Below are 13,086 nucleotides of genomic sequence, written 5' to 3' on the forward strand. Positions count from 1 at the left end.
AACAGAGGAGTAGACTTATTTTATGGGTATAGAAAATCCTGTCAGATACAAGTTAAAACATCTTAACATAAAGGAAGAGACATTCAGCATTACGATATCCTGTGAAAATGTCACTGCAGGGGAAGAGCCTTCTCTTCAGATTATAAATCGTAAGACAAAAGCGGAACTTTCCGTCCCTCTGAAACGGTTGGCCGGAGAAGGCGGGGAGTACCATGCTGTCATGAGCACGGATCTGCTTTCTGACCATACGGACGGCAAAGGATGTCTGGATTTCTATGTCTCCTTTATCAATGATGACAGTGATATCAGTAAAAAACGGTTAAAATCCAGCCTTGAACCTATTGAACTGTCTTCTTATAAAGATGAGGCTCATCATATGTTCTTTTTCCCTTACACGACGAAGAAAGGGAATTTCTCCTTAAAGCTGCTGCAGAAAAAGTTCGTCACGCGGATTGATGAAATGGAGCTCGAATCTGACGGCAGCTTACATCTGAAAGGTTTTGCATTCCGGCTGAATGCGGCAGAAACCTTAAAGATAAAAGAAAAAAACCTGATTCTGAAAATGAAAAAAGGAAAAGAAGAGGAGCCTCTCATTCTGAAGTATCCGCTTCACGACGTGCCGAGACACGACCTTGATGAATATGTTCAGGACACAACGATGCTTGACACGATAGGCTTTGATACAAAAATTGATTTGAATGCCATTTATAAAGAATTGAATCAGCAGCTAATCTTTCAATTCCATATTCAATTCATTTTTGAAGATGCCGGGACAGGTGAAGAGATTATCACCAACAGCAAACCGTTAAAGGTTCTGAAATCTGAACAAGTAAACCCTAACCAATTCACGATCCTGAAAACGGAGAAAGGGCCTGCCAGATTTCACGTTTTCACGAAAAAGAAAACGAAAAATCTCCACCTGAGAATGAACGATTACAGCTTCAGCACCCGCGTGGAGTATTTTGTGAAAGGAAAGCTGAAACGAGGCGCTTCCTTTGTACGCAAGAGAAAGAATAAGCTGAAAAAGTTCATTGAGAAAAGAATACAAAACACTTATAAAGCGGGATTCAGGGTTGCGGGGAAACTGCCTGTCAAACAGAAATTTGTCATGTTTGAAAGTTTTGCCGGAAAACAGTACAGCTGCAATCCGCGGGCGATTTATGAATACATGAGCAAAGAGATGCCGGAATACCGTCTCTGCTGGAGTGTAAACCCCGCTTACTCACAGACATTTAAAGATAAAGGAATTCCTTATATCGAACGCTTTACGTTCAAATGGCTGTTTGCCATGGCAAGAGCCGAGTACTGGGTTGTCAACAGCCGTATGCCGCTGTGGATTCCGAAACCTGAGCATACGACATATGTCCAGACATGGCATGGCACGCCTTTAAAGCGCCTTGCAGTAGATATGGATGAAGTGCATATGCCGGGAACAAACACTGAAAAATACAAGCGCAACTTTACGACAGAGGCTTCAAAGTGGGATTACCTGATTTCACCGAACGCATATTCAACCGAAATATTCGCCCGGGCGTTTCAGTTTAGTAAAACCATGATTGAATCGGGATATCCGCGGAATGACTTCCTTCAAACGGATAACAGCCCTTCTGTCATCAAAGCGCTGAAAGAAAAAATGAATCTTCCGCAAGATAAAAAAGTGATTATCTACGCACCGACATGGCGGGATGACCAATTTTATAAGAAGGGAAAATACAAGTTTGACCTTGATTTAGACCTTCATCAATTGAGAGAAGCGATCGGCGATCGTTATGTCATTATTTTACGGATGCATTATCTCGTGGCGGAAAACTTTGATCTCGGACCGTATGAAGGATTTGCTTATGATTTCTCCAGCTACGAAGATATCCGTGAGCTGTATATGGTCTCTGATTTACTCATAACGGACTATTCCTCTGTCTTTTTTGACTATGCAAATCTGAAAAGACCGATGCTGTTTTATGTGCCTGATATCGAAACGTATCGGGATAAACTCAGAGGGTTTTACTTTGACTTTGAAAAAGAAGCGCCCGGCCCGCTTGTCAAAGAAACAGGTGACGTTATCAAATGGGTCAATGAAACGGAATCAGATGATTATAAGCTTCCGGATTCGTTCGGGCCTTTTTACGAGAAGTTCTGTTATTTAGAAACCGGAGAATCGTCTGAAAAAGCCGTAAAAGTGATTTTCGGGGACAAGTAAATAAGTGCAAAAAAGCATAATTTAACCACGTTAATTATGCTTTTTTGCTTAAGTGACGGCATGTTGCGCTCATGGGGCTCAGGCTTGTTATGAAGTGAAAAATACATCGTAATCTGTTACAATTATGAGCGGTGCTTTTGTAAGTCAAAGCTATTACCTAAAACTTACGACTAAGGAAGATTAGAATGAATGCATTGGTAAAAATTCTGAAAGAGCAATTCAACTCATTTCCGCTGATTATGCGGCTTGCAGTGTACGAAACGAAATCAAAGTATCAAGTGAACTATTTGGGTATATTGTGGCAGTTTCTCAACCCTATGATTCAAATGCTGGCTTACTGGTTCGTATTTGGTCTCGGGATTCGCGGCGGACATGATATGGTGCTTGGAAATGGAGACAGCGTACCGTTCATCGTCTGGATGCTGGCCGGCTTAATTCCTTGGTTCTTTATCAGTCCGACGATACTGGATGCATCTAACAGCGTTTTTAAACGGATAAATTTAGTGTCGAAAATGAACTTTCCGATCAGTTCACTGCCTTCTGTAGTGATAGCATCCAATTTATTCAGTTACTTTGTGATGATGGCGATTTACATTATTGTGCTGCTGAGCAACGGACTGTTTCCGACGCTTCACTGGCTGCAATATATTTATTACTTGTTTTGCATGATTAGTTTTATGTTTGCTTTCGGCCTGTTTAATTCAACCATCAGCGTATTAATCAGGGACTACCAGTTTTTGCTTCAGGCCGTCACAAGGCTGCTCTTTTTTCTTCTGCCGATTTTCTGGGACATTGCGGAGAAATTTGGAAACAGACCTGAAGTTTTGACCATCTTGAAGTTAAACCCTCTTTTCTATATTATCGAGGGCTTTAGAGACAGCTTTATGGAAGGGCAGTGGTTTTTCCACGATGTGAAATACACGCTGTATTTCTGGTTCGTCACACTGCTGTTGTTAACAGTCGGTTCACTTCTTCATATGAAATTCAGAGATAAGTTTGTTGACTTTCTTTAATATAGTAAGGAGATTATACGATGAAACTAAAAGTTTCGTTCAGAAATGTTTCAAAACAGTATTTTCTATATAAAAAACAGTCTGACAAAATTAAAGGACTGTTTTTCCCAAACAGAAATCAAAAAGGTTTTTTCGCTGTCCGAAATGTTTCTTTTGACGTCTATGAAGGGGAAACGATCGGATTCGTAGGGATCAACGGCTCGGGAAAATCAACGATGTCCAATTTGCTTGCAAAGATCATTCCGCCGACAAGCGGTGAGATTGATATGAACGGGCAGCCGTCTTTAATCGCGATTTCTGCCGGATTAAACAATCAATTAAGCGGTAAAGACAACATTCGTTTAAAATGCTTGATGATGGGTCTCAACAATCGGCAGATAGACGAGCTTTATGAAAAAATCGTTGAATTCGCGGATATCGGCGACTTTATAGATCAGCCTGTTAAAAGCTATTCAAGCGGTATGAAATCCCGTCTCGGTTTTGCCATATCGGCGCATATGGACCCTGACATCCTCATTATTGATGAGGCGCTCTCAGTAGGGGACCAGACTTTCTATCAGAAATGTGTGGACCGCATTACGGAATTTAAAGAACGCGGCAAAACGATCTTTTTCGTCAGTCATTCCATCGGACAGATTGAGAAAATGTGTGATCGGGTGGCTTGGATGCATTACGGCGAAATGCGCATGTTCGACGAAACGAAAGCCGTTGTGAAAGAATATAAAGCTTTTGTGGATTGGTTCAACAAGCTTTCAAAGAAAGAAAAAAAGAAATATCAAAACGAGCAGATTGAAGGCAGAACGCGGGCAGCCGAGGAACAGAAAATCACTCAGGCGCAGCAAAAGAAAGCGAAGCCTAAATTCATTGCCAATACGATACAGATTACGCTGCTTGCATTGCTGGCTGTCGGCGCAGGCGCTTCGATGTTTTCAGACAAGCCTCTGCGTGCGATCGCATCTTTCGGTGACGTCAAACAGAGCGATGCCGGCCTTTATGAGTCTGTGAATAAACCTGCTTTGGTAAAAGCTGAAAAGGCGGACCTTTATACTGAAAAAGATATAAAAGGAAAAGCCTCCGCAAGTGTAAGTTTCGGCACGAAGGTGCAGATAGAAGCCGAAAATAACCAGGCGGCCAAAGTGAAATTAAACGATAAAGAGTACTTTATGAAAAAGACTGATCTGTATAAAGTGAACGCTTTAAAAAAGACGGATGTTCAGCTTAATGATTTCAGCGGCAGTTTATCAAGCCAAACAGCAGAAGAGTTTCTCTCATATCTCAATAAAAGCCGGGACGATGTACAGAGTAAATTGAAAAATCCAGCTGCCGGACAAACGGCTGACGGACGGAACGTATTAAAAACATCCGATGCCAAAACGGATGTAGTAATTGACAATGATACAGTTTCCGAAGTGGTTTTTCATTTATCGCGTCCCGCAGACATCTCAGCTTTAAGTGAAAAAGGCGGCAGCAAAATCAATCAGAATTTGCTCATGCTTAAAAACCAGAAATATACTTTTTCTGTGAACAATGCTGATAAAACACTGACGGTAACGTCTAAAAAGTAAAGATCACATAAAAAAGCTGCCGGATTCGGCAGCTTTTTCTATTCGTCAGCTTCTTCTTTTTCAAGAAGATCCTTCATGAACGGAATCAATTTATGGCGGATATCCTGATCCTGTAAGGCAAATTCAAGCGTCGTCTCGATAAATCCGAGTTTTTCACCGACATCGTAACGTTTTCCTTCGAAATCATAAGCGAAGACACGCTGAATGTCATTGAGCTTTTGGATGGCGTCCGTTAATTGAATTTCTCCTCCTGCACCGACTTCCTGCTGTTCCAGGTACATGAAAATTTCAGGAGTGAAAACGTATCTTCCTAAAATAGCCAAGTTGGAAGGAGCTGTGCCCGGTTCAGGCTTCTCTACAAAATTTTTGACCTGGTAACGGCGGCCTTCATTTGTTAACGGATCGATAATTCCGTAGCGGTGTGTGTCGCTTTCAGGAACTTGCTGAACACCGATGATTGAAGACAATGTTTTTTCGTATTCATCCATCAGCTGACGAAGTCCCGGTTTTTCAGCCTGGACAATATCATCGCCGAGAAGAACGGCGAAAGGTTCATCGCCGATGAAGTTGCGTGCGCACCAAACGGCATGACCGAGTCCTTTTGGCTCTTTTTGGCGAATATAGTGGATATCCGCAATATTTGACGATTTTTTCACTTTTTGAAGCAGTTCGATTTTCCCTTTTTCTTCTAAATTACGTTCCAGTTCAGGGGCATTGTCGAAATGGTCTTCTATTGCTCTTTTTCCTTTTCCGGTTACGATAATAATATCTTCGATGCCGGATTCGACAGCTTCTTCGATAATATACTGAATTGTAGGCTTATCAACGATTGGAAGCATTTCTTTAGGCATTGCTTTAGTGGCCGGCAAAAAACGAGTGCCTAAACCTGCTGCCGGAATAATGGCTTTGCGTACTTTCTTCACTGAATAACACCATCCTTGTTTCTGCAAAATCTTTTTTTCAGAACTATAACCTAGTCTTTTTCCACTTTACCACAATTGATTAAAATTCACACCTTTTAATCCGCTTTCAAAGAGTGTTATAAAGGTTTTTGCTTTGTTTGCCATTAAGCTTTACAATATCTTAGAAACGGCATAAATATGTTAACATGAAGGGATATCCGACATATAAAACGAGGTGCAGACAAACCGTTGAAAAAACTAAAAGTAATGACCGTATTCGGTACAAGACCTGAAGCAATTAAAATGGCTCCGCTTGTATTAGAGCTTGAAAAATATCAGGAAATTGATTCGCTGGTGACTGTAACCGCACAGCACAGACAGATGCTGGATCAAGTGCTTGAAGCATTCAGCATTACGCCTGATTTTGATTTGAATATTATGAAAGAGCGTCAAACGCTTTCAGAAATTACATCTCATGCTTTGCTGAAACTGGACAAGCTGTTCCAAGAAGTAAAACCAGATATCGTGTTGGTCCACGGAGATACGACGACAACGTTCGCCGGAAGCCTTGCCGCCTTTTATCATCAAATCGCTGTCGGCCATGTGGAAGCCGGTCTGCGTACGCAAAATAAATACTCTCCTTTCCCTGAGGAAATCAACCGGCAGATGACGGGCGTGATCGCTGATGTGAATTTTGCGCCGACAAGCCAGGCTGAACAGAATCTGCTTGCTGAAAATAAAAAGCCGGATTCTATATTTGTCACGGGAAATACAGCGATAGACGCGCTTCAAACGACAGTGCGGGAAGACTATTCTCATCCGATTTTTGACAAGCTGGACGGAAGCAGGATGATTCTTTTGACAGCGCACAGACGTGAAAATTTAGGCAGGCCGATGGAACAGATGTTTAAGGCCGTCAGAAGAATCGTTGAAGAGTTTGAGGACGTACAAGTCGTTTATCCCGTTCATTTGAATCCCGCAGTTCGTGAGGCCGCAGAAGCCCATTTCGCTGATTCGGACAGGGTGCATTTAATAGAACCTCTGGAGGTCGTGGATTTCCATAACTTCGCTGCGAAAGCACATTTCATTTTGACCGACTCGGGCGGAGTGCAGGAGGAAGCGCCTTCTCTCGGAAAGCCGGTCTTGGTGCTTCGGGACACAACCGAGCGCCCCGAAGGAGTGAAAGCCGGGACATTAAAGCTGGCGGGTACAGATGAAGAAACGGTGTATCAGCTGACAAAACAGCTCTTAACCGATCAGGCTGAATATGAACGGATGTCAAAGGCGTCAAACCCTTATGGTGACGGATCGGCTTCAAAACGGATTGTGGAAGAACTGCTTTATCGGTACGGCTATAGAAAAACCCGTCCGCAGCCTTTTACAGAATAAAAAACTCTGCATCATATGCAGAGTTTTTTATTATTTCAGGCTTTCTTTTAATTCTTTTTTGACTGAAGCGAGGCTTGCTTCATCTAATTTGTAATAATAGATATTGTTGATTCTCGTTCCCGTTCCCTTCAGTTCATGCTGAGTGACTTTGCTGCGGGCGTTTTTATAGTCAGTCATAACCGTCCACATATCATCGAATGACATGTTTGTTTTCATATTGTTTTCAATGACCTTAAACATATCTCCGAATTTCGTGACAGACGAGATGTTTGCCCCTTTAGAAATAATCCCTTCAATCACTTGGCGCTGGCGCTGCTGCCTGCCGAAATCCCCCCGGGGATCTTCTTTTCTCATACGCGTGTAGGCAAGTGCTTCTTCGCCGTTCAGGCTGATGTTCCCTGTTCCGAAAGAGTGCCCGTCGTAGTTGAAGGCAAACGTGCTGTTCACCGTAATCCCGCCGAGTGTATCCACGGTATCTTTGAAGCTCTCCATGTTTACTTTCACAAAATAATCTACCGGCACGTCAAGCAGGTCCTCGACGGTATCCGCGGCCATCTGCGTTCCGCCGAAAGCATAGGAGTGGTTGATTTTATCCATCGTACCTTTGCCGGAGATTTTCGTATACGTATCACGCGGAATGCTGACCATTTCTGTTGTATTCGTTTTAGGATTGACGGTCATATAAATCATCGTATCCGCGCGCCCCTTGTCATTTTTCCGCTCATCGACGCCCATGATTAAAACAGAAATCGGATCCTTCTTTCCGAGATCTATATCCGTGTCACGTTTGTCCGATTTTTTCAAGTCTTCCTGAATGCTTGCCACCGTTGAAGCTGCTTTGTGCCACAAGTAGTAGATGTAGCCTCCTGATGATAAAACTAACAGCCCGATGATTGTTACGATTGTCAGAAGAACTTTTTTCTTCTTTCTTTTTCGTTCAGCTCTCATTTGTCATCACCTTTTCTATTAACTTTCCTGATACAATTTACTAATCTTTATAAACCCAGTCATATTTTTACTTATAACCATGTAATAGACGAAATTCTTAAAAAAAGGTTACAAAAAGACCTTAAAATTACCTTAAAAAAAAGTTAGTATAAGACGATACATAAAGATGAGGTGAAAAAAATGAAAAAAACTATTGCAGCTTCGTTCTTAATACTGCTTTTTTCTGTTGTGTTGGCAGCGTGCGGAACGGCGGATCAATCAAAGAAGGGAAGCGGTTCTGCGGAGAACCAGGCTCAAAAAGAAACGGCATATTATGTCGGTATGGCGGATACGCACACAATTGAAGTAAAAGTGGATGATCAGCCCGTCAGCTTTGAATTTTCTGATGACTTCTCTGATGTTCTGAATAAATTCAGCGAAAATGACAAAGTCAGCATTACTTATTTCACAAATGATAAAGGCCAAAAAGAGATCAAGGAAATCGAGAAAGAAAAATAATACACCATGATCAGCAAAAGGCGGGATAAAAATTGAAGAAAACAATATGGGCTGTCTGTTTTTCTGTGATATTCAGCCTGGCTTTATTACCGGAAAGCACTTTTGCGGCCAGTTCTGATATCTCAGTAAAACTGACGAATTATATTGGTAATAAATCGACTCTGAATATCGAACCTTCAGGAACTTATAAACTGACGGGAAGCGATGTCTCCTCCGTTGTCAGATTGGGAGGCGCGTCCAAATATGATACGGCTAACGCTGCGACATCTAAGTATTGGAAAAACCCGTCCAACGTAGTCGTCGTTAATACGGATGCTTATTTTGCGGACACGCTTTCCGTCATTCCTTTAGCGAATAAACTGAAAGCGCCTGTTCTGCTGACTGAAGCGAAAAAACTGAGCAGCAGCACAGAAGCGCAAATCAAGAAATTCAGTCCGGATAATATTTTAATCATCGGCGGGACGAACAGTATTTCGTCAGCCGCGGAAAAGACATTGAAGAAATACGGCCGCACGAAACGGATCAGCGGAAAAAACAGATATGATCTGTCCAAAAATATTGCGGCCGAAATGGGCAGCTATGACCAGGCGGTCGTAGTAACGGGGGATGTATATACGGATGCGCTGGCAATCGCGCCTTATGCTGCGCAAAACGGCTATCCGATTCTCCTGACGAAAAAAGACTCCCTCCCGAGCTACAATCTGCCTAAAAAAGTGATCATCATGGGAGGCACTTCAAGCGTCAGCAAAGATGTGGAGAATCAAATTAAAAAGAAGGCCTCGGTCACCAAAAGAATTACCGGATCAAACAGATATCAAATATCAGCAAACGCAGTCACTTCGCTTGGCATGGATGCAAGCAAAACGGTGGCTGCCAATGGGACTAAATTAGCGGACATCGTTGTCGGATCAAATATTGCCGCCGCAAATCACATGCCGCTTGTATACATCAAAAAAAGCGAAACACCCGCCGACGAGGCCAGCCTTTTTAAAACGAAAGGCACCTATTCTTATACATTAATAGGCAGCGCGAATTCAATTGCCGATTCAGTTAAGGCTGCTTACGCAAAAGAGTTTTATCTCGTAAACGGAAAGACGTACCGTATTGAAACGTCCGGCGGCAAATTAGGCGTTGCAGGCATTAACAGCGGAAAAACGTCTTTCAAGGCGGTTCCTGAAAAATATTCAACAGCAAACACAATCAGCATTGACGGGAAACCATATCTGGGGAATATGAGTTTCACTGCGGAATCCGGAAAATATGTAAGACCTGTTAATGAAAACATTCCTTTTGAGGATTATCTGAAAGGTGTCCTGCCGAATGAAATGCCGGGAAGCTGGCCGACAGAAGCGCTGAAAGCCCAGGCTGTTGCCGCCCGCACCTACTCTATCGGCAAGATGGGACAAACGGTCGCGGATACAACGGCCTTCCAGGTTTACGGGGGATACAGCTGGTATCCAAACGCCACCGCAGCCGTTAACGGAACAAAAGGGAAAGTGCTCACTTATTCCGGCAGATTGATAGATGCCACTTACTCATCAAGCAATGGCGGTTACATGGAAGCCGGCGATGAAGTGTGGGGATCGAAAGTGCCGTATTTAGTAGCCAAAAAGGATACAAAAGATCCGGAAATCAGCTGGTCTTTAACATTGCAGAAGCAGCAGCTGCCAGCGGGTCTGGATATGAAAAATCCCGCATCCTGGTGGTCTAAAACAAACGAAGCAAATGCCGCGCAGCTCAACGGAATAAAAAATTGGCTGATGAAAAATAAAGAAACCAATGCAAGTTCCATAAAAATTGCAAGCATCTCTGATCTCTCGCTCACCGGAAAAACAAAAGGCCAGCGCGCGGAAGACGCCGCGGTGAAGGTCACGTACCATGTGAATGACAAGTCGAAGGGCTATGTCATGAACAAGACTGCATCTGTTGAGGTGAAAGCGTCTGAACTCAGGACGATGATCGGAGCTTCATCTTTTAAAAGCACATACGCCAGTGCGTCCGGTAATTCTTCGCAAATCACGATATCAGGAAAGGGATACGGTCACGGCGTAGGAATGAGTCAATACGGAGCAAAAGAAAGAGCGGAGGCCGGAGAGCCGTATACTTCTATTCTTGCGTTCTATTATCCTAATACAGCACTTACAAACTACTAAACTTCTGTGGAGGAGATCGGATTGAAATTCATCATAAAATGTCTCCCCGTCTTCATTCTCGGGGTCATTCTATTTGTCCCTTCCGCTTTGGCTGACAACACGGTTAAAAGGATCGGCGGAAGCACCCGGTATGATACGGCTGTACTGGCGGCAAAACAATCATGGGGTGAAGCGAAAACGGTCATTATCACCGGCGGGACTTCATATGCCGATGCAATTGCCGCTGCGCCGCTTTCATATCAAAAAAATGCACCGCTGCTGTTTACAAATAAAGATCAGCTGTCTGCCGGCACAAAAAAGGGATTAATTGATTTAAAAACGAAAAATGTGATTATCGTAGGCGGCACACCTGCCGTTTCGAAAAATACTGAAAATCAAATTGCTAAATTAGGCATCAGTGTCAAACGATTATCAGGAAGCACGAGATATGCCACAGCCGCAAAAGTGGCGGGTGAAATGACAAGATCTTCTACAGCCCTTGTGGTCAACGGGTTTGTTGATGCAGATGGAATGGCTGCGATTTCTTATGCGTCTGCTAAAAAATATCCGATTTTATTCACTAATGATTCAACGTTAAATGGTTCTACGTCCAATGCGATCAAAAGCTTAGGGATTAAAAACACGATTGTCATCGGCGGGACAAGCAGCATCAGCAGCTCACTTTACAATAAACTGCCGAACCCTTCAAGAATCAGCGGCAAAAACCGCTATAACCTGTCTGTGAATCTTGCAAAAAAGACAGGCTTAAGCACAGGCTATACGTTTGTTACCAATGGTTTTAAAGAGGCGGATACCATCGTCGGAGGCGTGCTGAGCGCCAAACAGGGAAGAGTTCACCTGCTGACGAATGGAGACAGTCTGTCAAAAGACGTCCGGACGTATATCGGAAGTAAAAACATCACCAGCTTCACCGTTATAGGAAGTGCTTCATCTTTAAGCAACAATGCCGCGTCGCAGCTGAAAAATCCCGTTGTCGGCAAAACGGTCTTTATTGATCCAGGGCACGGCTATCAGGATTCGGGTGCAACCGGAAACGGCTTGCTTGAGAAAAATGTAAACCTTGATATCGCTACGCGTCTTAACAATCAATTATACGGCGCGGGCGCGCTTACTGTAATGTCAAGAAAGGGCGACACCTTTGATTCGCTTGAGGAGAGAGTGAACAAAGGGGCGAAGGCGAACGCCGATATTTTCATCAGCGTCCATGCAAATGCGAATGATAACAGCAGTGCAAACGGTACGGAGACGTATTATGATAAAACGTACCAATCCGCAAACAGTCTGAGGCTTGCCCAAAATATTCAGCCGAGAATGGTTTCTGCCCTCGGCACGCGTGACCGCAGTGTGAAAACTGCCGGATTTTACGTCATTAAGTATTCTAAAATGCCGAGTGTCTTGTTAGAAACCGGTTTTGTCACAAGCCCGATTGATGCCAATATTTTAAAACAATCAACGAAAAAGGACAGACTCGCGGCGGGGATCACCCAAGGCGTTTCCTCCTATTTCCGATAATTTTTTCATGGAAACAGACCGGTTCATACCGGTCTGTTTTTTTATTTTTCATTATGCTTTGTCTCAAATATGGATATGAATAGATTTACAATAAAAAAACAATAATCGAAACATTCTAATAAACATTAACGCTTCCTTTACTTCCAATTAACATCCATCTGCTAAACTCACGGCATAGGTCATCAAACATCCCAACAAATCGTGAGGTGTGTGTCAGTGGGAGCAGAGAAAAGCATGAATGTAAATAATAACTATGCAGTGCGGCAGGGGACTTCCGGTGCCGTTACGGAAAGAACGGCCCGTTATTTGGCTTTTAAGCGATTCATGGACATTGTGTTTGCGCTTGCGGGGCTTTTGGCGGCGCTCCCGGTGATGGGCCTGTTCTCCATACTGATTCGTTTGGAGTCGCCCGGCCCGGCTTTTTATAAGCAGGAGCGGGTAGGCAAAGACGGGAAGCCGTTTTATTTGTATAAGCTCCGCTCTATGAAAATAGATGCTGAAAAATCGGGGGCGGTCTGGGCGCTGAAAAAGGATCCCCGCGTGACAAAGGTCGGCGCTTTTATCAGAAGGACCCGTATTGATGAGCTGCCGCAGCTGGTAAATGTGCTTCGGGGAGAAATGAGCCTGATCGGCCCGCGTCCCGAGCGTCCCGTGTTCACGGAACAGTTTCAGGCTGAGATTCCGGGGTTTACGGAGCGGCTGGCCGTTAAGCCGGGATTAAGCGGCTGGGCGCAGGTCAACGGGGGATATGACATGACACCGAGGGAAAAACTGATGTTTGACTTATATTATATCCGCAACCTGACCTTTTCATTGGAACTGAAGATTATGCTCAAAACGTGCAAAGTGATCTGGACCGGTGACGGGGCGCGATAAAAATTCTGGTCAGCAGACAAAAAAGTAGGGAAA

At 43.6% G+C, this 13,086-nt stretch carries 10 protein-coding genes; 8 read left to right on the forward strand and 2 right to left on the reverse strand.

All coding sequences use genetic code 11. The annotated features are described in order from the left end of the window. Positions 1-22: 22 nt before the first annotated feature. The 3 genes from CXL14_RS06125 to tagH all read left to right on the forward strand — a co-directional run bounded on the left by CXL14_RS06125 (position 23) and on the right by tagH (position 4,775). A complete protein-coding gene (locus CXL14_RS06125; protein ID WP_053285363.1) occupies positions 23-2,197 on the forward strand; it encodes a CDP-glycerol glycerophosphotransferase family protein in 2,175 nt (724 codons plus the stop codon). Between the two features lie 185 nt (positions 2,198-2,382). After that, the gene (locus CXL14_RS06130) at positions 2,383-3,210 is read left to right on the forward strand and encodes an ABC transporter permease (protein WP_003151365.1); all 828 of its coding nucleotides are present in this window, start codon (positions 2,383-2,385) and stop codon (positions 3,208-3,210) included. 20 nt (positions 3,211-3,230) lie between these two features. Next, the gene (gene tagH / locus CXL14_RS06135) at positions 3,231-4,775 is read left to right on the forward strand and encodes a teichoic acids export ABC transporter ATP-binding subunit TagH (RefSeq protein WP_101287737.1); all 1,545 of its coding nucleotides are present in this window, start codon (positions 3,231-3,233) and stop codon (positions 4,773-4,775) included. Between the two features lie 38 nt (positions 4,776-4,813). On the opposite strand, the gene galU is transcribed toward tagH, so the two are convergent. Then, on the reverse strand, positions 4,814-5,698 hold the full coding sequence (gene galU / locus CXL14_RS06140) for a UTP--glucose-1-phosphate uridylyltransferase GalU (RefSeq protein ID WP_003151367.1): 885 nt from the start codon (positions 5,696-5,698) through the stop codon (positions 4,814-4,816). Between the two features lie 228 nt (positions 5,699-5,926). Between galU and wecB the strand changes: the two genes are divergently transcribed. Then, a complete protein-coding gene (gene wecB, locus CXL14_RS06145) occupies positions 5,927-7,066 on the forward strand; it encodes a non-hydrolyzing UDP-N-acetylglucosamine 2-epimerase (protein ID WP_014419024.1) in 1,140 nt (379 codons plus the stop codon). Positions 7,067-7,096: 30 nt separating this feature from the next. Here wecB and tagU read toward each other — a convergent pair whose 3' ends face one another. After that, positions 7,097-8,014 (reverse strand): polyisoprenyl-teichoic acid--peptidoglycan teichoic acid transferase TagU, encoded by a 918-nt coding sequence (gene tagU, locus CXL14_RS06150; protein WP_014419023.1) that lies wholly within the window; start codon positions 8,012-8,014, stop codon positions 7,097-7,099. Positions 8,015-8,194: 180 nt separating this feature from the next. Between tagU and CXL14_RS06155 the strand changes: the two genes are divergently transcribed. From CXL14_RS06155 to CXL14_RS06170, 4 genes are all read left to right on the forward strand, one after another. Next, entirely contained in the window at positions 8,195-8,512 is a 318-nt protein-coding gene (locus CXL14_RS06155; RefSeq protein ID WP_014419022.1) for a hypothetical protein, read from the forward strand. 32 nt (positions 8,513-8,544) lie between these two features. After that, on the forward strand, positions 8,545-10,665 hold the full coding sequence (locus CXL14_RS06160; RefSeq protein WP_022553874.1) for a SpoIID/LytB domain-containing protein: 2,121 nt from the start codon (positions 8,545-8,547) through the stop codon (positions 10,663-10,665). Positions 10,666-10,686: 21 nt separating this feature from the next. Further along, positions 10,687-12,177, forward strand: coding sequence for an N-acetylmuramoyl-L-alanine amidase (locus CXL14_RS06165; RefSeq protein ID WP_012118582.1), 1,491 nt, complete (start codon positions 10,687-10,689; stop codon positions 12,175-12,177). 216 nt (positions 12,178-12,393) lie between these two features. Beyond that, entirely contained in the window at positions 12,394-13,053 is a 660-nt protein-coding gene (locus tag CXL14_RS06170; RefSeq protein WP_014721880.1) for an exopolysaccharide biosynthesis polyprenyl glycosylphosphotransferase, read from the forward strand. Positions 13,054-13,086 lie beyond the last annotated feature (33 nt).

Origin of the sequence: Bacillus sp. SJ-10, assembly GCF_002843505.1 — a bacterium.
Classification (GTDB): domain Bacteria; phylum Bacillota; class Bacilli; order Bacillales; family Bacillaceae; genus Bacillus; species Bacillus velezensis.